Raw genomic sequence first — 23284 nt, 5'->3', positions numbered from 1 at the left:
GTCGAGAAGATGACCGACGACGTCGAGGCGGCGGCCCTGGAGCTGATGGGCAAGGTCGAGGACCTCGGCGGCGCGGTCAACGCCATCGAGCACGGATTCCAGAAGAGCGAGATCGAGCGCAACGCGTACCGCATCGCCCAGGAGACCGACTCCGGCGAGCGCGTCGTCGTCGGCGTCAACCGCTTCCAGCTCGACGAGGAGGAACCCTACGAACCCCTCCGCGTCGACCCGGCCATCGAGGCCCAGCAGGCCGACCGCCTCGCCAGGCTCCGCGCGGAGCGCGACCAGCAGGCGGTGGACACGGCGCTGGCGGCCCTGAAGAAGGCGGCCGAGGGCGAGGACAACGTCCTGTACCCGATGAAGGACGCGCTGCGGGCACGGGCGACGGTGGGCGAGGTGTGCAACGCGTTGCGGGAGGTCTGGGGGACCTATGTGCCCTCGGATGCCTTCTAGGGTCCTGAAGGTTGTCCCGTAACCGGTGGTGCAGCTGGTGCGTTGGTCGGGCATGGGTGGGGTGAGCTCAGCAGAGACACCCTCCTCGACGGTGATGGCTGACGGACCGGTCGGTCAGGGGCGGCCCGGCAGACCGAACCGGCCCAGGTAGTCGCCGAGGCCGGTCGGCGTGTCGCCCGCCCACCCCACATACCCGTCCGGCCGCACCAGGAACACCCCCGCCCCGTACGCCCCGTGCGGCTCGCCGCGCACCACCCGCACCGCAGCCCCCGCAGCACCGCCCGGAACGTCGACGCCCAGCCCCAGCAGCGTCCAGTGCGGCCCCCGGAAGGCGTCGAAGAGCCGTACCCCGCCCACCGTGCCGTCCGGTGCCCGGTCCCCGGCCCGCACCGCTCCCTCCGCGACCGCCGCCCGGGTCTCCGTGGTCAGGGACGAGTCCCGGTACCCCAGCCCCAGTTGCCGCGTCGCCCCGCCGCGCCGCACCTCGCCCCGGTGGACGCCGGTCGACAGGCCGAGCACCCCGGCGGCGATCGGGCGCCGCTCCTCCTCGTAGCTGTCCAGGAGCGTGGCCGGGGCGCCGTCCGTGAGCACCGCGCCCAGCTTCCAGCCCAGGTTGTAGGCGTCCTGGACACTGGTGTTCAGGCCCTGTCCGCCCGCCGGTGAGTGCACGTGTGCGGCGTCCCCGGCGAGGAAGACCCGGTCCGCGCGGAAACGGTCGGCCAGGGCCGCGCGCGGCCGGAAGTCGGAGGCCCAGCGCACCTCCGTCACATCCTCGGGGGCGAGGTGCGAGCGCTCCGCGACGACCTTCCGGATGCCGTCCGGGGTGAGGTCCACCGCCGTGCCCTCGGGGAACTGGGCGACCACCTGGAAGTCCTCGGTGCCGGCCAGCGGGCAGACGGCGAGGAAGGCGGGGCTGCCGTCGGCGGGCGGGAAGACGTGCCAGTGGTCGCGGTCCAGGCCGCTCATCCGGACGTCCGCGACCAGCATCGGGCTCGGGTCGACGGTCTCACCGGCCATGCCCACGCCCAGCGCGCGGCGCACCGCCGACCGGCCCCCGTCGGCCGCGACGAGGTAGCGGGCGCGCAGGGTGCGGCCGGAGGCGAGGTACGCGGTCACGCCTTCGGCGTCCTGGGTGACGACGGTGACCTCCCGGCCGAAGGCGACCGCACCGCCCACCTCCTCCAGCCGGGCCAGCAGGATCTCCTGCGTGCGCCACTGGGGCACCATCCACGGCTCGTTGTACGGCGAGTCCTCGCTCGCCTCGGCCGGGTCGAACATCGGGTGCTCGCCGAGCCGCTCACCGCTCTGCCAGACCATGCCGACCGGGTAGCCCCCGCCCGCCGCGCGGATCGGGCCGAGGACGCCGAGGTCGTCGAAGACCTCCATCGTGCGGGGCTGGACGCCCTTGCCGCGCGAGCCCGGGAACAGTCCGTCGGCGCGCTCCAGGACCAGCGCGTCCACCCCGCGCCGGGCCAGGTCGACACCGAGGGCGAGACCGGTGGGGCCCGCGCCGACGACCAGGACGTCCGTGTCCGTGTCCGTCTCCATGACCACTCTCCTTAACAGCGTTAAGCGTCATCCGGGTCAGAGAATGTCCTTAACGCCGTTAAGCTGTCAAGCGTGGGTACGGGACGACGCGCGCCCCTCGACCGCCGACGGGTCGCGGACACGGCGCTGAAACTGCTGAACGAGGTCGGTCTCGACGGCCTGACCCTGCGCACCATCGCCAGGGAGCTGGACGTCAAGGCGCCCGCTCTGTACTGGCACTTCAAGGACAAGCAGGCCCTGCTCGACGAGATGGCCACCGAGATGTACCGGCGGATGATCGCCGGGACCTCCCTCGACCCGGCCGACACCTGGCGGGAGCGGTTGCTCAAGGCCAACCGCGGCCTGCGGGCCGCCCTGCTCGGCTACCGCGACGGCGCGAAGGTGTTCAGCGGCTCCCGCTTCACCGGCGCGGAGCACGCCGAGCAGATGGAGGAGGACCTGCGCCTGTTCACCGACGCCGGCCTCACCCTCGCCCAGGCGGTGCGGGCGACCACGACGGCGTACCTCTTCACCCTCGGCTTCGTCACCGAGGAACAGGGCGTCCAGCCCCTGCCCGACGAGCGCCGGGAGGGCTACGACATGGACGAACGCGCCCGCCTGATGGCCGACTTCCCCCTGACGGCCGCGGCGGGCGCGGAGATCTTCACGGACTACGAGCGGCACTTCGAGGAGGGGCTGGCGCTGGTGATCGCGGGGATCGGGGCGGCCTACCGCCTCGACTGAGCCGCGCCGCCCCCCTTCGCCCGCTGCGCCGCCCGGTACCGGCGCACCGCACGGGTGACGACCGGCGGCAGCAGGTCCAGGGCGAGACGGCGGGTGCGGTCACGCGGAGTCGGCTGCCGTGTCGTACGCGCCGCGCGGTCCGCCGGACGCGTCTGCCCCGGCACCGGCCCGGCAGCCGGGCGCGGCGCCGCCGTGGGCGCCGGGTGCCGCGAGGACGGCAGCGAGGGCGACCGCATCCGCTTGCCCTTGGCGCGGGCCCGGACCAGCCGGTGCCCGGCGGCCTGCTCCACGGTCACGGCGACGTCGTCGCGTCCGCGCAGGGCGGCGAGCAGCTCCTCCTGGACCGGCTCGGGGTCGCCCCAGGTGCCGTACAGCTTCTGGCTGCTCAGGCAGACGGGTCGCAGCCCGCGGTTGAGCACGGCCTCCCAGGCGGCGACGGCCACCCCGGGGGTGTGCTCGCTGCGGAAGTCGTCGAGGACGACGATGCCGTCCGGCAGCAGCAGGTCCCGGGCCGCGCCGATGTCGCCCTGGACGTGCTCGTACAGGTGCGAGGCGTCGATGTGGGCGAAGCGGCAGCTGCCGGTCGCGACCTCGTCGGTGACCGCGGAGCTGGGCGCCTGGATGATCGCCGGCAGGGTGTCGTGGAAGGAGAGGTAGTTCCGCTCGAAGGCCTGCCGGGTGAGCGAGGAGTACGACTTCGCCGCCTCCGCCCGGTTGGCCGCGTCCGGCGGCTCGGTCTCGAACAGGTCGCAGACGGTGAGCTTCTCGCCGTCCCGCAGATGGTGCCCCAGCAGGATCGCGCTCTTGCCCAGGTAGGCGCCCAGTTCGAGCAGGTCGCCGCCGGTGGCCCGCCGCTCCTGCCGCTCCAGGAACCAGGAGAACAGCACCTGGTCGAGCGGCCAGAACCAGCCGGGGACGTCGTTCAGCTCACCGGGGTACTCGTGCGTCTCTTGCGCAGTGGCCATGAGGGGAGGATGCCTCCTCGACGCGCGAAAAGGAGTCAGCGCGCGCAATACGGTGGCCGGAAAATCGCACGAATCGCTCAACGTGCCCGGGTCAGCACCGTTCGCAGCCACGGAGACAGCGGCTTCTCGACGTACCGGTGCAGCAGCCAGGCCGGCGCCGACATAACGGCGGCCGTCAGGCGCAGCCCGTCGAGGGCGCGCAGCCGGCCGGGGGCGCCCCTGCCGCGCGGCGCGTGCGCCGGGGCGGGGATGGTGTCCGTGTCGGCACGCGCCGCTCGCGCGCTCACGACCGCCTCCGTCACTGCTCTTACTTCCTTCGACTTCGACCGTGCCGGTCGTGCCGGTCGTGCCGGTCGTGCCGACGGTGCCGAGTGTGCCGGTCGCTCGTCCGTGCTCAGGTTGCCCGCAGGTACGCCGAGTGGGCCGCCTTGCCCAGGTACGTGAGGCGTGTGCCGTCCTTCAGGTGGTCGTCCAGGGCTTCCTTGACGCCGGGCCAGCTGGGGTCGCCGTAGTCGTCAAGGACGACGATCGCGCCGGGCGCGGCGATCTCCTCGGCCCACTGGAGGTCCAGCCGCACGCCCTTGGCCGAGTGGTCGCCGTCGACGACGATCACGCCGTAGCCGCGGTCGGAGACGGCCGCCCTGGTCTCGGGGTCCTCGGAGAAACCCCGCTGGACACGGGCCGCCGCGCCGGCCGGGCCGGCGAGGGCGAGGTTGGTGCGCACGGCGTGCTCGTCGACCGGGGTGCCCGTGGGGTCGGGGCGCGGGTTGGTGCCCGGCTGGAGCTGCACGCCGGCGAAGGGGTCGACGATGGTCAGGCTCGGGCTGCGGCCGTCGCGCTCCATCATCCGGATCAGCCCGGTGGAGAACATGCCGTACAGCGTGCCTATCTCCAGGATCTCGTCGTTCGGGGGATCGAGGAGCGGGATCGTGCCGAGCTTGCCGCAGATGTTCATGGTGCCGCCCGCGACCCGGCCCACGCCCAGCGACTCCAGCGCCACGAGCAGCCGGTAGGCGGTGGCGACGTTGCGCACCGCCGCGTCACGGTCGCCGGACAGCGCCGCGACCTCGGCGTGCAGGCGCTTCAGCGGGCCGTCGGCCACCACGCGGGAGAGGCCGCGCCCGGTGGAGCCGAGGAGCAGTTCGTGGGTGAGCCGGTGCGTGGCGGCCTCCCGGACCGCCGAGCGGACCTGCCGCTCGACCTGCCGCTCGACCCGCCGGTCGATGCGCTGGTCGATGAGGTCGGCGACGGGACGCAGCAGACGCCGGGAGACCGGACTGCGGAGCAGGGAGCGGCTGTTCATGGGTCAACGACCTCAATCCGTCACGGAGGTGAACGTGCGGGTACGTGGAACGCCTGTGGGGTGGGTGGGGCCAGACTAGGGAGGCCCCTGACCGGAAGCGGAGTTGCCGAACGGGCCAGGAGAGGAACTTCTGCCGAACGCCGGATGGCGGAACGATGGCCGCCCTCTTTGTTCACCGGAAGGTCACGCACACGTGGCCGATGTTCATTCGGGACGGGTTCCCGCCGCTCGTGGCGCTCTCATAGCCTGCATCGATCCCCGAGCCCTGCCGGACACCGGCGGGCCCGCGCGTCCTACCCGGGAGTGACCACCCATCGCCGCCGAGCCCATGACCGCCGCCGAGCCCGTGCGCAGCCCCGTCCCCGCCGACGCGGGGACAGCGGCCCCGCGTTCCCGGGGTGAGCACCGGTACGACATCGACCTCGTCCGGGTCCTGGCCTCGATCGGGGTCATCGTCTGCCACGCGGCGGGCGAACTCATGAAGGCCGTGGACCGCGACCCCTCGGGGGGCGGGCCCGTGTACTGGGTCGCGCTCGCCGGGGACGCGCTGAGCCGGTGCGCCGTGCCGCTGTTCTTCGCGATCGCCGGCTGGGTCGTGCTGAGCGGGGCGCCGCCCCGGGACGACGGGCAGGTCCGCAAGCGGCTGACCCGCATCGTCGTGCCGATGGCCGTGTGGACCGCCGCCTACCTGGTGTGGGACTGGGCACGGGACGCCAACACCGACCCCACGCGCGACCTCGCGTGGGACGCCGTGTTCGGCTCCGTACGGCCCGCCTTCCACCTCTGGTACCTGTACGCCTACGTCCCGGTGATCCTGCTGCTGTCCGTGGCCGTCCTGGTCCGGGCGGGCAGGCGGCCCTGGGGCGCGGGCGCGGCCCTTCTCGGCCTGGCGCTGGCCCCGACCCTCCTGGGCGACCTCGGGCGGCTTCTCGACGTCCGCGTTCCCCCCTTCGCCTGGCAGTTCGGCGTCTACCAGATCGTGTACGCGGTCGCTGGCGCCGTACTGCTGTCGCTGCCGGGCGCCGCGGTCGCGGGCCGGGGGCGGCGCCTGCTCTGGCTGGCCGGCGGGCTGTGCGCGTGGGGGGCGGTGGCCGTCTACGAGCACCGGGTGCACTTCCCGAGTCCCTACGCGTCGGTCGTGGTGGCGCTGCTGGCGGGTGCCCTGCTGATGGCCCTCGACCGGATCAGGGTGCCCGAGAGGTTCCGCCCGCTGCTGGGCAGGCTCGCCGGGGCCTCCTTCGGTGCCTACCTGGTCCACCTGCTGTTCCTGGAGGCCGTCGCCCCGCACGTGGTGTCGGCGGACGCGGGCTGGCCGGCCGCCGTGGGCGGGCTCGTGGCGCTGACGGTCGCCACCGTCGTGCTGTCCTTCGCCGCCGCCCTGCTGTGGACGCGGCTGCGGCTGGGCCGCTGGCTGGGCTGAGTCGGGCGGCGTGTGGAACGCCGGAGCCCCCTTCGGCCACTCGGCGGAAGGGGACTCCGGCACGGTCCGGATCGTCCGGTCACTTCTTCCCGGCGCCGCGCCGCACCGCCCTGCGCACCACGCGCCGGGCCCGCCGCACCTGGAGCTTCGCGCGCAGTTGCGGGCGGCTGCCGGGCAGGCCCAGCTCGGTCAGCCGCAGTTCGGGGAAGTAGTAGCCGGGGCCGGTGGCCAGGTTGGCGCGCAGCCAGGTCTCCGTCGGCTCGCGCAGATCCGCGTACGTCTTGGGCTGCATGCAGAAACCGATCGCCCGGACCAGCGGTGTCAGGGTCTCGGGGACCGTGCCGACGAGCGCGGGGGCCTGACCGCGCTCCAGGTCGGGCACCAGGTGGTCGACGACGGCCAGGGGCACGCGGTTGCTGTTCGGGTACGGCTTGAGCCGCTCCATCACCAGCGCCGTCCCCACCCGGGCGATGGGCACGCCGTAGTAGGCGGAGGCGGTCACCATCGCCGTGGAGAAGCAGCCGACGACGAGTTCGGGCGCGCAGTGCTGGTACAGCGTCTCGGCCAGCAGGGGTGCGTCCAGCACGGTGAGCCGCACGCCCGCGTCCGCCGCCGCCTTGCTCAGTGCGGCCGTGTAGCCGGCGGGCGCGGTCGGGTGGGGCTTGAAGACGACGGACCGGTGCCCGGCGCCTGCGGCCCCGGTGAGCATGCGGACGTGGAGGTCCTCTTCCTCCTCCGCGCTCAGGATGTTGATCGCCGCGAGGTACTGGCCGAGCAGTACGGCTGTCGGCTGCTCCCGCAGCACGGGCGCCAGTCGCGGGTCGTCCGCCGCGTCGTGGGAGATCTCGTCGAGCACCGCGCGGAACGCCCCGTCCGGGACGACCTCGGGCGGGACGCCGTACTCGGAGAGCAGCATCGGCTTCAGACCCGGTATCAGGTCGAGGTGGAGCAGCCGTCGAATGCGGCGCGCGATGGTCAGCGGCAGCTTCTCGCGGGTCGGGCCGTAGCTCATCAGGCCGTCGGCGTACACGTGGACGGTGCTCTCGGAGAAGATCGCGGCCAGCGCGCGGGCCGGGTTGACCTGGATCGACTCGACGGCGAGTTCGATCAGGTCCCGTTCGCCGATGCCCCAGGCGAGACGGAACGCCTTCTGCCACAGCGGCACGTCGTTCCCGCGCGGACCCCAGGAGCTGGGGTGGTGCGGGCGGATCGCCTCGTTCCAGCCGACCACGGAGTCGAACCGGCCGGATATTCGCTCGTAGCCGTGCATCTCGTCGAGGCGCAGCGCGGTCTCGGGTATGGCGGCGTTGTTGGAGACCAGCAGGATGCGCCGGGCCCCGTCGCGCGGCCCGAACAGGCCCGCGTCGAGCGCCGCGGCGAGGGTGGCCGCTCCGTACAGGGTGGACACCTGGAAGATCTGGGTCTTGTGGGGCATGGTCAGGCAGCCTTCCGCCCGTCACGCAGGCGGCTGAGCAACCTGCTCCGAGTGCTGTCGATGGTCCGGAGGGTCTCGTCCAGCACGTGCTGGGGCATCCGGTGGAGGGCGTCCCTCGCTTCGCGTCGCAGCCGCTGGGCCGCCGAGGCCTCGTACTCGTTCACCTTGCCGATGTGGAAGGCGATCATGGCGCAGTACGTCCGTACGGCCTTGGGGAGGAAGCGCTCGGCCTCGGGGTCCTCCAGCAGGTCCTTCAGGAGCATGTCGTAGGCCGGGATGAAGTCCAGCTGGCGGGAGTCCTTGATCTGGGTGAGCGAGGTGGCGACGCCCCGCCGGTAGAACACCCCGTGCAGACCGACGGACGCGTACGACTCGGCCTTCAGGTGCAGGCGCCAGATCCACAGCCGGTCCTCGGCGGTGCGGAGTTCGGTCGCGAAGCGCATCCCGCCGTCGTCGAAGAGGTGCCGGCGGTAGATCCCCGCCCAGACGAAGGGGTAGTCGACCATCGTCTCCATGTGGGGCGGCGCTATGCCGTCGCGCGGGTCCATCACGGTGTTGCGCACGGGGGCCGGGGGCCGCCGGATCACCCGCTCGGTGCCGGTGGCCTGGACGTGGTCGGTGCGTGCGAAGTCGCAGCCCAACTCCTCCATGTAGGAGACGAGTTCGGCGAGATACCCCGGCCCGTACCAGTCGTCGCCGTCGAGGAACGTGATGAACTCGCCCCGGGCCGCGTCGATCCCGCTGTTGCGCGCCTGGGCGATGCCCATGTTCCTCTCGTGCCGGATCACCCTGGCGTCGGGACGTCCCTCCGCCCAGCGGTCCACCGCCCATGAGGTGGAGTCCGTGGAGCAGTCGTCGACGAGCAGGAACTCGAAGTCGGGGCTCGCGTTGCCCGCGAGGCTTCTCAGAGTGCTCTCGGCGAAGACTTCCACATTGTGCATGGGGACGACGACGGACAGTTTCGGCACACGGGCCTCTCACGCTCGAAGGTCGGGGATTGGAACAGGCTAGCTACGCTCCCGGATTCGGCGGTGTCGGAGAAGGCGCGGAGAGGCGAACTCCATTCGCAGGGGAGGTGAATTCTTGGTGTCTCAGGCCGATCCGAAGGTATTTCGCAGTTCCTCGATGTTCGACCGAGTGGTCTTCCACAGGAATTCCTGCGCGGTGTGCACGTCCGCCACCGCCGCCGCGTGGTCGTCGAGGATCGCCGAGGCCCGCTCCGCGAGCCGGGCGCCCAGCTCCCGGTCGTGCACGGACAGCCCCCACTCCCGGCGCCCGATGTCGGAAAGGAAGTAGGCGAGCTTCGGGTGGGAGACCAGGCTGAGGATCGGGGTCCCGCAGCCGAAGGGGATCATGCCGGCGTGGCCGCGCATCCCGATCACCAGCCGCGAGCGGCGGTACAGGTCGCGGATCCCGTCGTTCGTCAGGTCGTAGAGCTGCTCGACGGGCAGCGCGAGGCCGTGCTCCCGGCGCAGGTCGTGCACGAACTTCTCGTCGGCCGGCATGTGGGCCGCGTACCGCACGTCCGCCCGCTCGCGCAGACCGCGCAGCGCGGTGGCCAGCTGGGCGAGGAAGTGGCCGTAGTCGTGCCCGAACCGCAGGCCCGCGCGGTCGTACGCGCAGTTGACCAGGACGGTGTCGGACCGCTCCGGCGGAGCGAACAGGCCGGGGTCGAGGTGCCGGGCCACCGTGGTCGGGCAGGGCTGGTAGCGCACCAGGTCGCGCAGCCCGGCGGGGAGCAGCTCGCGGACCCGGTCGATCGAGCCGTGGTTGCGCAGCCCGAAGAACGCCGACCGTTCGACCAGGACCCGCAGGCTCTCGGCGAACCGGCCCCGGCGGTAGAGCTGCCCGTCGAACACGTTGTAGCCGACCGCGAACACCGCCAGCGGCGCGGTGACGCGGGCCAGGAGGTCGTCCGGGACGTTCCACTGCCAGTGGCTGTTGCCGTTGGGGGAGGTGTCCGGGAGGAAGAGCCCGCCGCCGCCCACGATCACCCCGCGCCGCGCGTTCAGCTGCTCCAGCGCGGCCTCGTCGACCAGCCGGTGCACGGGTTGCCGGTACCAGCGGCGCGGGCCGGTGTCCGTGTCGAAGCACATGCGCACGGCCTCGGGCAGGACCTTGTCCCCCGCGTTCTCGTTGCCCTCGGCGAACAGGGCCACGTGCGCCAGCTGGTCCGCGGCGGCGTCGCCCGGCTGCCGCGGTTCCGGGACGTCCGGACGGGTGCGCGCGTACCAGCTGTGGCAGCCGGCGTCGGTGGGGTCGGCGTCCAGGCCCTCGCGGGCGTAGGCGTGCGCGTCCTCCTCCCGCCCGCACAGCCAGGACAGGCGGGCGAGCTGCGCGAAGGCGCGCGGGGCGACGTCGGGGGAGGCCGCCGCGAGCAGCAGATGCCCCTCGGCCTCGTCGTAGCGCGAGAGCGCCATCAGGCACAGGCCGAGCGTCTCGTGGCAGCGCGGCGCGTCCAGCCGGTCCGCGACGACCGGGGCGAGGACCTCGACGGCCTCGTCGTAGCGTCCCTGCCCGCGGTACACGTCGGCGACCGTACGGGCGAGGTCCAGGGAGGGGCGGGCCGCCAGCAGGGGCGGCGCGCAGTGCGCCAGCAGGTCGGGGTGCTTGCGTCCGGACAGGGCGCAGTAGGCGGCCCGGAACTCCTCGTCGCTCATCTCGAAGCGGCGCCGCGCCTCGACGGCCGGGCCGTACCCGGGCGCGTCGAGCGGACCGGTGAAGCGCAGGACGGCGACGTGCTCGGGCACCGGCAGGTCGTCGTGGAGGCGGCGGGCGAGGAAGTCGTACCGCGCGTCGAGCGGGGCCAGCGCGCCGCCGAGCACCGGACCGAGGTCCTCGGTGCCGTCGGAGAACCGGGCCGCGAGGGCGTCGTCCACGTCGGCGCGCTGGATGACGAGGAGGCCGTCCGGCGGCACGACGCGCCGCTCCCGGGCCTCCCCGGCGCACACCAGCTGCGCCACGGCGCCCACCCCGTGGCGCATCCGCAGCAGCTCACCGATGTCACCCAGGACGACCATGGCGGGATCCAGGGCGACGACGGTGTCGTAGTCCGCCAGCCGGAAGACGTCCCCGCGGCCCTCGGCCCGGCGCGTGACGACGCGCGGGTGCAGTCGGCGCAGCGCGTCGAACGAGGCGTCGGCCAGACCGGGGTGCAGGACCACGAAGTCCTCGCACACGCCCGGGTTGGTCAGCGCCAGGCTGCGTATCAGGGCGGGGAGGCCGGGCAGGCCTTCCTCGTCGGTGTGGACGGCGAAGGCGATCCGGCGTCTGCCGGTGACGGTGCTCCGGTCGTCCGCGGAGGAGGCGGAGGAGTGGGTCATCGCAGGGCGATCCTCATCTTGCTGTCGTCGACGTGCGTCGCGCGGTCCATGACCCACTCGGCCTCCCTGGGCCGCAGCCGGCCGGGCAGGGTGAAGCCGATGAGGTCCAGGCGGGGGCTCGCGTCCAGGAAGTCCAGGAGTCTGAGAACGGTGAAGGCCGTGGTCGCCGCCCCCCAGCCGTCCTCGCCCAGCAGCGCCGGGTCGCCCAGGGGACGGCGCAGCGAGGCGTCCCCGGCATGGTCCTGCGCTCCGGGAACGAGCCGTTCCCGGGTGGCGCGGCGCCAGGCGGCGGCCGGGTCGCCGAACACGAGCCGGACACCGGCCGGCCGCGTCCAGGCGGGCCCCTCCCACGGGGCGTCGCCCCGCAGCGAGACGGCGTGCAGATCGGTGCGCTCGCCGGTGCCCTCGGCCCGGACGCGGAACGCGTCGCAGCGCACCACCAGGTCGTAGCGGTCGATCTCGGCGCCCAGCGTGCTCCCGGCGACGTCACCGGCGTTCGCGACCAGGCACACCGTCCGCCCCGCGACCAGGCCCCGCAGACCGCCGACGCCGATCGGGGTGCTGCCGCCGAGCAACGGGTCGGGCATCGCGGCCCGTTCGACGAGCCGACGGTACGTGCCGTACAGCTCCAGGAGGCGCCGTACGCCGGGGTCGCCCAGGCCGTGCTCGGCGACCCGTGCCCGTACGTACGCGGCGAACCGCGGCGAGACGGCCGCGGTGGTCGCATGGGGCTGTCCGAGCAGGTCACGCAGTGCGGAGCCGGCCTCGGGGAAGAGCGCGACGGCCGCGTCCAGGCAGGCCCGCCGGCGCCGCAGGGTGTCCATCCGGCGGGCGACCTCGGGCGCCGCGTCGCCGTTCGGCAGCAGCGTGACGTACCGCTCGTAGCACTCCAGCGCCTCGTCGCCGCGGCCGAGACCGTCCAGGGCCAGGCCGCGCAGCCGCCACGCCCCCTTGGACCGCTGCCGGATCCGGGCCGACGTCTCGGCGACGCCCAGCGCGAGGCCGAGCCCGCTGTCCCCGCCGGCCTCCAGGGCGCGCTCGCCGACCTGGAGCAGGGCGTCGAAGTGGTCGGCCGTGGGGCTGTCGAGGGAGGCCGCCAGGGCACCGATGGCCTGGGTGAGCCTGGCCTGCGGGGGAGTGGACCCGGCGCCCTGCGCCGCGAGGTGCTCACCGCACAGGCGCATGCCCCGGGCGTACAGCGCCGGCCTGGCGGCCTCTTTCTGCCGTGCCTTGAACAATCCCGCCAGGGGCTTCGTCATGCGTTCCACCGTTCTCCGATCGGAGGCCGAATGTGCCCCAGCGCGACGGGTCGCGGGTGGCTTCGCGGCGGACGGTGGGTGAACACTCTCCCTCCGGCGGGCGGCCGGTGCCCACCGCCCGGCCTCACCGTCCCATCGAGCGCCGGATGGCCCGCGCCCGGCGTACCACCTTCCGCGCCGTGGAGTTGTGCGGCAGGAACCCCAGCCGCGCCGGGATGCCGCCCGGCAGCCCCAGGGAGGTGAGCCGGCGCTTCTTGAAGTACCGCCAGGTGCGCGCGTCCAGGTGCTCGCGCAGATACCTCTCGGCCTCCGGCCGCAGCTCCGGCAGCACCTTCGGCTGCATCGCGAACCCCACGGTCCGCACCAGTGCGGCGAGCGCGCCGGTGTCCATGACCTGCCGCCCCTCGGCGACGGCCGCGGCGTCGGACAGGTCCGGAAGGAGCGCGTCCACGATGGTGGCCGGGACGCGGTTGCTGTTCTCGTACGGCGTCAGCCGGTCCAGCAACGTCTCGGTGCCGACGCGGGCGACCGGCAGGCCGTACAGCGCGGACGCGGTGAGCAGGGCCGTGGAGAAGCAGCCGACGACCAGCGCCGGACGCGTCCGCTGGAACAGCACCTCGGCGAGGACCGGTGTCTCCACCACGGTGAGGTCGACGCCGAGCTTCTCGGCCTCCTGCTCCAGGACGCGGGTGAAACGGGCCGGAGCCGTGGGGTGCGCCTTGAAGACCACGCGCGTGTGCCCGAGTCCGGCGGCGCCGGTCAGCATCCGCACGTGCAGGGCCTCCTCCTCCTCGGCGGAGAGGATGCCCAGCGCCGACAGGTACTGGCCGAGCAGCACCGCGGGCCGCTCCACGTCCGGCAGGCCGGCGCCGGTGTCCGCCAGTTCGGCCAGCACCTTGGTGAACGCCGGGGTCGGCACGATCTCCGGCTCGACGCCGAACTCCGTCAGCAGCAGCGGCGCGAGCCCCGGCACCAGGTCCAGGTGGAGCAGCCGCTCCACGCGCGTGCCGATCAGCGGGGCGAGCTTGGTGCGGGTGGGCCCGTAGCTCATCAGGCCGTCCGCGTAGACGGTCAGGGGCGCGTCGGTGAAGATCTGCGCCACCCCGAGCGCCGGGTGCACCTGGATCGACTCCACGGCCAGCGCCACGTCGTCGTCGCCGAGCCCCCAGGCCAGCCGCAGGTGCCGCTCCCACAGGGGCACGTCCTCCAGCCGCGGCGACCAGCCGCCGGGGTGGAAGGGGTAGATCGCCTCGTTCCACGACACCACGTCGTCGAACCGGCCCCGCAGCCGCTCGAAGCCGGGCATCGCGTCCACGGACGGGGTCGTCTCGGGCGTCGCCGCGTTGTTGGAGACCAGCAGGATCCGCCGGTCGGCCGCGTCGAAGCAGCCGGTGTCCAGGGCCGCGGCGAGCGTGGCCGTGCCGTACAGCGTCGACGCCAGGAAGATCTGTGTGGTCACGCCGCCGCCCCCGCTTCCAGTTGTCCCGCGGCCGTGCGCCGGCGCAGCCGGCGCAGCCGCGTGGCGCGCTCGGCGTCCATCGAGCCGAGCACCTCGTCGAGCGCGTCCTGCGGCATCCGCCGCAGCGCCGCCGCGCTCCTCGCCTTCAGTATCCGGGCCACGGCGGGCTCGAACCTCTCGATGGAACCGAGATGGTGGGAGATGATCGCGCAGTACGTGCGCACCGCCTTGGGCACCAGCCGCGCGGCGTCCGCGTCCCCGGCCGCCCCCGCGAGCACCTCGTCGAAGGCACGGATGAAGTCGAGCTGGCGGACGTCACCGATCTGGGTGAGCGAGGACGCCACCCCGCGCCGGTAGAAGACGCCGAGCAGCCCGGTCACCGCGAAGGAGTCCGCCTCCCGGTGCAGCTTCCAGATCCACGGCCGGTCCTCGGCCGTGCGCAGTCCGTCGGTGAAGTGCAGCAGGCCCCGCTCGGCCAGCCGGCGGTGGTACACCCCCGCCCACGCGTAGGCGTAGTCGACGGACGTGGTCCGGTGGGCGGGCAGGATCGCGTCGCGCGGACGCAGCGCCACGTTACGGCGGCCGTGCGGGACACGGTGCAGGGTGCGGTTCCGGCCCGTGCACTGCACGTGGTCGGTGCGCACGAAGTCGACGCCCAGCCGCTCGATCGCGTCCACCAGCCGGGCGCAGTGGCCGGGCGCCAGCCAGTCGTCGCCGTCCAGGAAGGTGACGTACTCGCCGCGCGCCCGGTCGATGCCGGTGTTGCGGGCGGTCGCCAGGCCACCGTTGCGCTCGTGTATGACCAGCACCGCCCCCGGCAACTCGCGCTCGGCGCGCGCGAGGAGGTCCGCGGTCCCGTCGGTCGAGCAGTCGTCGACGAGGATGAACTCGAAGTCGTCCCGCGCGTTGGCGCTGAGACTCCGCAGGGTGTCTGGTGTGTATTGCCGCACGTTGTAGAACGGCACGATGACGGAGAGCTTGGGCACGTGAACGACGTTATGCGGCGGCCCGGCATTCGGCTTTACCTGCGCCTTGATACTGGGTGAACGCGGCGTGGCGAAGCAGTGAAGCGAACATTTTTACGGACGCCGGGCGGCCTGAATCCCCATTCGGCGATGTGCTGTTCACCGTTTGTTGGATTCCGGTTGGGCCGTTCCTAGAAATGGCTTCCTAGCGTCTACGGCGTGCCAGCAAGTGCAACGAAGGCCCTGCGAGTCGCCGTCCTGGCGGATTCCGACACCCGGTGGAAATGGGGCGCGCTCACCGCGACCCGCGTCTCCCCCGGTGCCCCCGAGAACACGGACATCCACCTCGACGGCTACCTCCTGCGCGGCCGAGCCACCCCAACCGCCCGCCAGCTGCGGGAAGTCGGCGTCACCGCGGACTCGCTCCGCGAGGTGACCGCCGTCGAGTTCCTGCGCGCCATGGGCGACGCGACGGGCGAGGAGTCCTACGACGTCCTCGTCCTCGCCCTGGTCGGCGGCGGCGTCCAGGCGATGCTGCACGGCCTCGGGCGGGTCTGGCAGGACCGCGCCGACCGGCCCGTGGTCGTCACCGGCTACGTCGGCGTCGTCTACGAGAAGCTCGCCGACGGTCTGCTGCTGCGCCACGGCGCCGACCTCGTCCTCGCCAACTCCCGCCAGGACGCGGACCGTTTCCGTGACGTGTACGAGGGAGTCGGCGCCGACGCCTCCGCGGTGACCGAGGTCGCCCTGCCCTTCCTGGGCGGAGCCGCCTACGCCGGCGAGCCCGACGGGCAGGACCGCCCCTACACGGTCGTCTTCGCCGCCCAGCCCTCCGTGCCGGACAACCGCAAGGACCGCACGTACCTCCTCGAACGGCTGATCCGGCACGCCCGCCGGCACCCCGAGCGCGAGGTACTGCTCAAGCTGCGCTCCAAGCCCGGCGAGCACACCACGCACATCGAGGAGCTGCCCTACCAGAAACTGGTGCAGCGGGCCGACCCGCCGACCAACTTCCGCCTGGTCTACGGGCACATGGGCGAGGTCCTCGACCGCACCGACCTGCTGGTCACCATCAGCTCCACGGCGGCCCTGGAATCCCTGCACCGCCGCATCCCCACGGTCGTACTGACCGACCTGGGCGTGCGCGAGGCGCTCGGCAACCACCACTTCGTCGGCTCCGGCTGCCTCGCCTCCTGGGACCAGCTCGACGAGGGCCACCGCCCGGTGCCCGACCCCGAGTGGGTCGCCCGGCAGGGCGTGGCGGCGGACGGCGGTTACGAAACCGCCTTCGACGAGGCCCGGAAGCGCATCACGGAGCTGCTCGGCCGGCCCGGCGGCCTGCCCCCGCTCGCCCCGTACTACACACCGGTCACCGCCCCCGGCTACCTGCCCGGCATCCTCGCCCGCCACCACCTCGGCCCCGACGGCACCCCGCTGCCCGGCGCGCCGGCCGCGGACAAGGCACCCGGCCCGGTCCGGCAGGTGGTGCGCCGGGCGGCACGCGGCGCCTACCGGCACGGCGTCCAGCGGGTGGCTCCGGTCATCCGGCGGATGGGGGAGCTGTGAGCGCACCGGCTCCCGAGACCCGCGCACCGATACCCGAGACCCCCGCGTCCCCTGCGCAAGGAGCAGAACCCATGTCCAACCCGCAAGCGGGCCAGGGCGCTTCGGTGCGCCGGGTGCTCGCGGTGATCCCCGCGCGCGGCGGCTCCAAGGGAGTGCCCGCGAAGAACCTCGCCCCCGTCGGCGGCGTGCCCCTGGTGGCCCGCGCGGTGCGCGAGTGCCGGGCCACCCGGCTGGTGACGGACGTCGTGGTCTCCACCGACGACCAGACCATCGCCACCGCGGCCCGCGAGGCCGGCGCCGAGGTCGTACTGCGGCCCGCCGCCATCGCCGGGGACACGGCCACCTCCGAGGCCGCCGTACTGCACGCGATGGACGCCCACGAGGCCCTGCACGGCGCGGCCGTCGACGTGGTGCTGCTCGTGCAGTGCACCAGCCCCTTCATCGTCCGCGAGGACATCGACGGGGTGGCCGGCGCGGTCGCCGAGGGCGGCGCCGACACCGCCGTGACCGTGGCACCGTTCCACGGCTTCGTATGGCGGGACGGCGCCGACGAGGGCGGCGGGGAAGAGGGCGGCTACGGCGTCAACCACGACAAGTCCTATCGCCCCCGCCGCCAGGACCGGCCCCAGGACCTCCTGGAGACCGGCGCCGCCTACGCCATGGCCGCGCCCGGCTTCCGCAAGCACCAGCACCGCTTCTTCGGCCGCACCGAACTGGTCCGCACCGACCCGGCCCGCGTCCTGGAGATCGACGACCCGCACGACCTGGCCCGGGCCCGCGCCCTGGCGCCCTTCTTCGACGCCGCCCGGCCCGGCGCCCTCCCGACCGCGGCCGACATCGACGCGGTCGTCCTCGACTTCGACGGCACCCAGACCGACGACCGGGTGCTGATCGACTCCGACGGACGGGAGTTCGTCTCCGTCCACCGTGGCGACGGACTCGGCATCGCCGCCCTGCGCCGCAGCGGCCTGACGATGCTGATCCTGTCCACGGAAGTGAACCCGGTCGTCGCCGCACGCGCCCGGAAGCTCAAGCTCCCGGTGCTGCACGGCATCGACCGCAAGGACCTCGCCCTCAAGCAGTGGTGCGAGGAGCAGGGCATCGCGCCCGAACGCGTGCTGTACGTCGGCAACGACGTCAACGACCTCCCGTGCTTCGCCCTCGTCGGCTGGCCCGTGGCGGTCGCGAGCGCCCACGACGCCGTACGCGGCGCGGCCCGCGCGGTCACCACCGTCCCCGGCGGTGACGGCGCCATCCGGGAGATCGCGAGCTGGATCCTCGGCCCCTCACTCGACTCCCTCGACACATCCGACTCCCTCGAATCCCCCACGATCACCCAGTCCAAGTAAGGAACCCCTGCCATGAGCACCAACTCCCGCATCCGCGCCTTCGGTTCCCGCGAGGCCGGCCCCGGCCGCCCCGTCTACATCACCGGCGAGATCGGCATCAACCACAACGGTGAGCTGGAGAACGCGTTCAAGCTGATCGACGCCGCCGCCGAGGCCGGCTGCGACGCGGTCAAGTTCCAGAAGCGCACCCCCGAGATCTGCACCCCGCGCGACCAGTGGGACATCGAGCGCGACACCCCCTGGGGCCGGATGACGTACATCGACTACCGCCACCGCGTGGAGTTCGGCGAGGACGAGTACCGCCAGATCGACGAGTACTGCAAGACCAAGAACATCGCCTGGTTCGCCTCCCCGTGGGACACCGAGGCCGTCGCCTTCCTGGAGAAGTTCGACGTCCCCGCCCACAAGGTCGCCTCCGCCTCCCTGACCGACGACGAGCTGCTGCGCGCCCTGCGCGCGACGGGCCGCACGGTCATCCTCTCCACCGGCATGTCGACCCCGAAGCAGATCCGCCACGCGGTCGAGGTCCTCGGCTCGGACAACATCCTCATGTGCCACGCCACGTCGACGTACCCGGCGCAGGCCGAGGAGCTGAACCTCCGCGTCATCAACACCCTCCAGCAGGAGTTCCCGAACGTCCCGATCGGCTACTCCGGCCACGAGACCGGCCTGCAGACCACGCTCGCCGCCGTCGCCCTCGGCGCCACCTTCGTCGAGCGCCACATCACCCTCGACCGCGCCATGTGGGGCTCCGACCAGGCCGCCTCCGTCGAGCCGCAGGGCCTGACCCGCCTGGTGCGCGACATCCGCACCATCGAGGCCTCCCTCGGCGACGGCGTCAAGAAGGTCTACGACTCGGAGCTCGGCCCGATGAAGAAGCTGCGCCGCGTCCCCGGTGTCGTCGCCGAGGCGGAGATCGCCGCCGCCGCGGGCGAGCCCGTCACCGTCTGACACCCCCACCACGCCCTCACCACGGGACGGTCGTACGCCGATGAGCCCCCGCGCCGGGAATGCCGGCCCCCACACTCTCGCCTTCGTCGAGAGCCCGGTACAACTGCTGAACGTGCTGGAGTGGGCGCACACGTGCGCCCCCGGCGCGGAGCTCACCCTCGTGGTCCTCTCCCCCGTGGACCCGATGACCCGCGGCCAGCTGCGCCGCATGGCGGAACTGGCCCGCAAGGAGGGCCACGAGATCCGCTGGGAGGAGGCGCGCGGCGGCGCCACGGCGCCCTTCCGCACGGTGGGCGGACTGACGACCGCCCTGCGCCACGCGGACCGGGTCGTCATGGGCGACCCCTTCTCCCGCTACGTACAACTGCTCCTCACCATCACCCGCGCCCACGACCTGGTCGTCGTCGACGACGGCACGGCCACCATGGAGTTCGTCACCCAGCTCGCCCACGGCGAACGCCTGGTGCGCTGGCACCGCAAGGGCAGCCGCCCCGGCCCCCGCGACCTGCTCTTCGCCCCCGTCTCCCGGTCCGCCCGGCACCGTCTGACGCCGACCCCGGACCGCCAGGTCTCGGTCTTCTCCTCCATGCCCATCGAGGACACCCCGGACGGCGTGACCGTCACCGCGAACGACTTCGCCTGGACCCGCTCCCGCTTCGGCCCGCCCCGCATCACCAAAGGCGCCGACATGGTCGGCACGTCCCTGGTGGAGACCGGTGTCGTGGACGCCGACCGCTACGTTCAGGCCGTGAGCGGCCTGGCGAAGACCCACGGCGCGGCCCGCTACTTCGCCCACCGCCGGGAGGGCGCCGAAAAGCTCCACCGGCTGGCCGTGGAGACGGGCCTGGAGATCGTCCGCCCCGACCTGCCCCTGGAGCTGATCGCCCGGCGGGGCCCGATCGGCCGCACCGTCCTCAGCTTCCCGTCCACCGTCGTCCACACCCTCCCGCTGGCCCTGGCCGGCACCGAGGTCCGCGTCGCCGTCTGCGACATCGACCCCGCCTGGCTCACCCAGCACGCCTCACCACGCGCCCGGGGCTTCCTGAGCGGCGTCACGGGCTCGGCACGGGACGTGCACCGACTGTCGGCGGTCGCGGGCGCCGGGTAGGGTCCCGGGCACGTCGGGTGGACGCCCCCGGCGTGGCTCGGCCGTACCGTGGTATCCGTGGGGGAAGCAAGGAAGACGGAGTCGGGTGCCGAGGCCAAAAGCGGGTGAGTGTACCCACCCCCGTTGAGAGCCATGCGCCGTGCGGCCAACTTTTCTTCCCCTAACGGGCTGAACTTTTGTTGATCGTGGGTCAGTTGACCGCCCCGGCGTCCTACCCTTCAAAGGGTGAAGCAACTGATGTCCCGAGAGACCGAGGCCGATCCGTCAGGGGAAGCGCTGCTCCCCGGTACCTTGCCGGAGGCGCTCCGCGCGGAGCTCGTAGCCTTCCGCCGCGACCTGCACATGCACCCCGAGCTGGGCAATCAGGAATTCCGCACCACCGCCGCGATCAAGGAACGGCTGGAGCGGGCCGGCCTCAAGCCGCGTGTGCTTCCCGTCGGAACCGGGCTCGTCTGCGACATCGGCACCGGCACCGACTCGGGACAGTGGGCCGGCGGGCCGCGCATGCTCGCCCTGCGGGCCGACATCGACGCGCTGCCCATCCCGGACACCAAGAGCGACTGCCCGTACCGCTCCCGCGTCCCCGACCGCGCCCACGCCTGCGGGCACGACGTGCACACCACCGTGGTCCTCGGCACCGGGCTCGTGCTCGCCGCCCTGCACGAGCAGGGCCTGCTGCCCCGGCCGGTGCGGCTGGTCTTCCAGCCGGCGGAGGAGGTGCTGCCCGGTGGCGCCGCCGACGCCATCGAGGGCGGCGCGCTCGACGGGGTGCGCCGCATGCTCGCCGTGCACTGCGATCCCCGGGTGGACGCCGGGCGGATCGGACTGCGGGTGGGGCCCATCACCTCCGCCTGCGACCGGCTGGAGATCGCCCTGAACGGCCCCGGCGGGCACACCGCCCGCCCGCACCTCACCACCGACCTGGTCACCGCCGCCGCCCGCGTGGTCACCGACGTGCCCTCGCTCGTCGCCCGGCGCGTGGACAGCCGCAGCGGGCTGGCCCTGACCTGGGGGCGGATCGAGTCCGGCCACGCCCCGAACGTCATCCCGCAGCACGCCGAACTCGCGGGGACCGTGCGCTGCCTCGACCTCGACGCCTGGCGGCAGGCGCCCGACCTCGTGGTCGGCGCCATCGACGAGATCGCCAACCTGTACCGCGCCAAGTCCGAGATCACCTACGTCCGCGGTGTGCCCCCGGTCGTCAACGAGGTCACCAGCACCGAACTGCTCCAGGCCGCCATGGTCGCCCGGCGCGGCACGGACTCCGTCGAGACCACCGAGCAGAGCCTCGGCGGCGAGGACTTCTCCTGGTACCTGGAGCGCGTGCCCGGCGCCATGGCCCGCCTCGGCGTCCGCCCGCCCGGCGAGCGCACGGTCCGTGACCTGCACCAGGGCGACTTCGACGTGGACGAGCACGCCATCACCGTCGGCGTGGAGATGTTCACCGCGGCGGCGCTGATCGAGGCCGTTTGACATGCTCTCTCTCCTGAAGGAGGGAGATTCTGGCCTTCCGCCTGGTGCCGTACCGCTACGCGGCACGGACTCCGGGTCGGATTTCGTGGCTTCCTGCTTCGCCGCGCGGTGCCGGGACGAGTTCCGGGCTTACCTGCGCTCCACAGGCTGACACCGCCAGTCCGGCGGCCTTGGCGACGTTGACCGCCGCGTTGATGTCCCGGTCCAGGACGGTCCCGCACGCCGAGCGCGTCCATACACGGACGTGCAAGGGCTCGGGGCCGTCCTTGGCGCCGCACACGGAGCACACCTGAGAGGTCGGCTCGAACCGGCCGATCTTCACGAAGGTGCGCCCGTACCGGGCGGCCTTGTACTCCAGCATGCTCACGAACGCCGACCACCCGGCGTCGTGCACGGACTTGGCCAGGCGCGTGCGGGCGAGTCCCTTCACCGCCAGATCCTCCACGGCGATCGCTTGGTCGTCGCGGATCAGCTGTGTGGAGAGCTGGTGGTGGAACTCGCGGCGCGCGTCCGCGACGGGGGCGTGTGCCCGCGCTACGCGGATCCTGGCCTTGTCCCGGCGTGTCCAGCCCCGGAGCCTGCCTGCCCGCTGCGGTTGCGGCCGCGGCGGGTCGGGGGCAGCCTGATGCACAAGCGCACGAGGCCGCGCGGCATGCCCCGACCACCCCGCGGCACGAATGGGTAACGGCCCCGCGGTACCCCGTTCCCAGGAGTTTCTACGCGCGTTACTGTGCGCCGAACCGAGCGCCCGCTGCGGGGCTTTGGAGAATGGGGAACTTCAGATGCGTCGGATATCGAGACTGACCCGTGCCGCGGTGGGGGTCGCGTCGCTCGCACTCGCCGCCACGGCCTGCGGCGGCACCAGCGGCGAAAGCAACAGCGGCGACGAGGGCACGAAGGACGACAAGGGCCTCGCCATCGCCTACGACATCGGCGGCAAGGGCGACCAGTCCTTCAACGACGCCGCCTACGCGGGCCTGGAGCGGGCCCAGAAGGAGTTCGGCTACAAGACCGCCGACATCGAGCCCACCGAGGGCGAGACCAACGCCGACAAGGAGCAGCGGCTCTCCTCGCTGGCCAGGCAGGGCTACGACCCGGTCATCGGCGTCGGCTTCGCCTACGCCCCGGCGATGAAGGCCGTCGCCGAGAAGTACCCGGACACCACCTTCGGCATCGTGGACTCCGTGGTCGAGGGCAAGAACGTGGCGTCCCTCGTCTTCGCCGAGAACGAGGCCTCCTACCTCGCGGGCGTCGCCGCGGCCAAGGCCACCAAGACCAACGTGGTCGGCTTCGTGGGCGGCGTGGACGTACCGCTGATCCACAAGTTCGAGGCCGGCTACGAGCAGGGCGTCAAGGACACCGACCCCAAGATCAAGGTGATCTCGCAGTACCTGACGCAGACGGCGGAGGAGGGCGGCTTCTCCAGCCCCGACAAGGGCCGCGCCGCCGCCGAGGGCCAGATCGAGAAGAAGGCCGACGTCGTCTACCAGGCGGCCGGACTGTCCGGCCAGGGCGTGATCGAGGCCGCCGCGAAGGCGAAGGTCTGGGCGATCGGCGTCGACTCCGACCAGTACAAGCAGGAAGCGCTTGCGGCGTACAAGGAGCACATCCTGACGTCCGCCCTCAAGGACATCGACGGCGCGGTGTTCGCCCTGGCCAAGTCGGTCGAGGACGGCAAGCCGCTGACCGGCACCCAGACCTTCGACCTCGAGTCCGACGGTGTGGGCCTGTCCGACGCCAACCCGAAGTACGCCGAGGTCCCGGGCCTGACGGACGCGGTGGCCAAGGCCAAGGCGGGCATCATCGACGGCTCCATCAAGGTCAGGACCGAGTAGCCCCGAGCACCCACGGCACGGCACCACAACCAGTGAAGCGGGGGGGGGCCCCGGGGGGCCCCCCCGCAGGCCCGGCCCCCCCCAGGGGGCCCCGCCGCCCCCAACCCCCCCCCCCCCGTTGGTGCGGCCCACCCCCCCCCCAGGTGGGG

Annotated in this window: 19 protein-coding genes and 1 pseudogene; 9 read left to right on the top strand and 11 right to left on the bottom strand. The window is 72.9% G+C overall.

Features of this window, described 5'->3' with window-relative positions; translation table 11 throughout:
* On the top strand, positions 1-453 hold a 453-nt coding region (locus ACFW48_RS30385), incomplete at its 5' end, for a methylmalonyl-CoA mutase family protein (protein ID WP_386320160.1).
* A gap of 114 nt (positions 454-567) precedes the next feature.
* Here the strand turns inward: ACFW48_RS30385 and ACFW48_RS30380 are convergent.
* On the bottom strand, positions 568-2001 hold the full coding sequence (locus ACFW48_RS30380) for an FAD-dependent oxidoreductase (RefSeq protein ID WP_386320157.1): 1434 nt from the start codon (positions 1999-2001) through the stop codon (positions 568-570).
* A gap of 72 nt (positions 2002-2073) precedes the next feature.
* On the opposite strand from ACFW48_RS30380, the gene ACFW48_RS30375 reads away from it, so the two are divergent.
* Positions 2074-2724 (top strand): TetR/AcrR family transcriptional regulator, encoded by a 651-nt coding sequence (locus ACFW48_RS30375; RefSeq protein WP_386320155.1) that lies wholly within the window; start codon positions 2074-2076, stop codon positions 2722-2724.
* Here the strand turns inward: ACFW48_RS30375 and ACFW48_RS30370 are convergent.
* From ACFW48_RS30370 to ACFW48_RS30360, 3 genes are all read right to left on the bottom strand, one after another.
* Entirely contained in the window at positions 2709-3689 is a 981-nt protein-coding gene (locus tag ACFW48_RS30370; RefSeq protein WP_386320154.1) for a class I SAM-dependent methyltransferase, read from the bottom strand. The genes ACFW48_RS30375 and ACFW48_RS30370 overlap by 16 nt on opposite strands.
* Positions 3690-3766: 77 nt before the next feature.
* Entirely contained in the window at positions 3767-3976 is a 210-nt protein-coding gene (locus ACFW48_RS30365; protein WP_386320152.1) for a hypothetical protein, read from the bottom strand.
* 107 nt (positions 3977-4083) lie between these two features.
* Positions 4084-4992 (bottom strand): class I SAM-dependent methyltransferase, encoded by a 909-nt coding sequence (locus ACFW48_RS30360; protein WP_386320150.1) that lies wholly within the window; start codon positions 4990-4992, stop codon positions 4084-4086.
* Between the two features lie 328 nt (positions 4993-5320).
* Between ACFW48_RS30360 and ACFW48_RS30355 the strand changes: the two genes are divergently transcribed.
* A complete protein-coding gene (locus ACFW48_RS30355) occupies positions 5321-6412 on the top strand; it encodes an acyltransferase (RefSeq protein ID WP_386320147.1) in 1092 nt (363 codons plus the stop codon).
* A gap of 79 nt (positions 6413-6491) precedes the next feature.
* Here ACFW48_RS30355 and ACFW48_RS30350 read toward each other — a convergent pair whose 3' ends face one another.
* The 6 genes from ACFW48_RS30350 to ACFW48_RS30325 form a co-directional block, all read right to left on the bottom strand.
* The gene (locus tag ACFW48_RS30350; RefSeq protein ID WP_386320144.1) at positions 6492-7847 is read right to left on the bottom strand and encodes a polysialyltransferase family glycosyltransferase; all 1356 of its coding nucleotides are present in this window, start codon (positions 7845-7847) and stop codon (positions 6492-6494) included.
* 2 nt (positions 7848-7849) lie between these two features.
* Positions 7850-8815: a glycosyltransferase family 2 protein gene (locus ACFW48_RS30345; RefSeq protein WP_386320142.1), complete on the bottom strand. Its 966-nt coding sequence runs from the start codon at positions 8813-8815 to the stop codon at positions 7850-7852.
* Positions 8816-8938: 123 nt separating this feature from the next.
* Positions 8939-11170, bottom strand: a complete 2232-nt coding sequence (locus ACFW48_RS30340) for a polysaccharide pyruvyl transferase family protein (RefSeq protein ID WP_386320139.1) — start codon at positions 11168-11170, stop codon at positions 8939-8941.
* Positions 11167-12429, bottom strand: coding sequence for a glycosyltransferase family 29 protein (locus ACFW48_RS30335; protein WP_386320137.1), 1263 nt, complete (start codon positions 12427-12429; stop codon positions 11167-11169). Before ACFW48_RS30335 ends, ACFW48_RS30340 begins: the two co-directional genes overlap by 4 nt.
* A 124-nt stretch (positions 12430-12553) precedes the next feature.
* Positions 12554-13888 (bottom strand): polysialyltransferase family glycosyltransferase, encoded by a 1335-nt coding sequence (locus tag ACFW48_RS30330; protein ID WP_386320135.1) that lies wholly within the window; start codon positions 13886-13888, stop codon positions 12554-12556.
* A complete protein-coding gene (locus tag ACFW48_RS30325) occupies positions 13885-14874 on the bottom strand; it encodes a glycosyltransferase family 2 protein (protein ID WP_386320134.1) in 990 nt (329 codons plus the stop codon). Before ACFW48_RS30325 ends, ACFW48_RS30330 begins: the two co-directional genes overlap by 4 nt.
* Before the next feature lie 198 nt (positions 14875-15072).
* Between ACFW48_RS30325 and ACFW48_RS30320 the strand changes: the two genes are divergently transcribed.
* From ACFW48_RS30320 to ACFW48_RS30300, 5 genes are all read left to right on the top strand, one after another.
* Positions 15073-16419 (top strand): DUF6716 putative glycosyltransferase, encoded by a 1347-nt coding sequence (locus ACFW48_RS30320; protein ID WP_386320132.1) that lies wholly within the window; start codon positions 15073-15075, stop codon positions 16417-16419.
* A gap of 71 nt (positions 16420-16490) precedes the next feature.
* Positions 16491-17768, top strand: coding sequence for a cytidylyltransferase domain-containing protein (locus ACFW48_RS30315; protein WP_386320130.1), 1278 nt, complete (start codon positions 16491-16493; stop codon positions 17766-17768).
* Positions 17769-17780: 12 nt separating this feature from the next.
* Positions 17781-18719 carry an N-acetylneuraminate synthase family protein gene (locus tag ACFW48_RS30310; protein WP_386320127.1) on the top strand — a complete coding sequence of 313 codons (939 nt, stop codon included), beginning with the start codon at positions 17781-17783 and terminating at the stop codon, positions 18717-18719.
* Positions 18720-18759: 40 nt separating this feature from the next.
* Positions 18760-19827: a hypothetical protein gene (locus ACFW48_RS30305; RefSeq protein WP_386320124.1), complete on the top strand. Its 1068-nt coding sequence runs from the start codon at positions 18760-18762 to the stop codon at positions 19825-19827.
* Positions 19828-20064: 237 nt separating this feature from the next.
* The gene (locus tag ACFW48_RS30300; RefSeq protein ID WP_386320179.1) at positions 20065-21300 is read left to right on the top strand and encodes a M20 family metallopeptidase; all 1236 of its coding nucleotides are present in this window, start codon (positions 20065-20067) and stop codon (positions 21298-21300) included.
* Positions 21301-21355: 55 nt separating this feature from the next.
* Here ACFW48_RS30300 and ACFW48_RS30295 read toward each other — a convergent pair.
* Positions 21356-21862 (bottom strand): annotated as a pseudogene (locus tag ACFW48_RS30295) (RNA-guided endonuclease InsQ/TnpB family protein); the annotation flags it as partial.
* Positions 21863-22082: 220 nt separating this feature from the next.
* Here ACFW48_RS30295 and ACFW48_RS30290 point away from each other — a divergent pair.
* Entirely contained in the window at positions 22083-23135 is a 1053-nt protein-coding gene (locus ACFW48_RS30290) for a BMP family protein (RefSeq protein WP_386320121.1), read from the top strand.
* Positions 23136-23284: the final 149 nt, after the last annotated feature.

Source organism: Streptomyces sp. NPDC058812, assembly GCF_042744565.1.
Taxonomy (GTDB): Bacteria; Actinomycetota; Actinomycetes; order Streptomycetales; family Streptomycetaceae; genus Streptomyces; species Streptomyces thinghirensis.
This window is presented reverse-complemented; position numbering and strand designations above follow the sequence as displayed.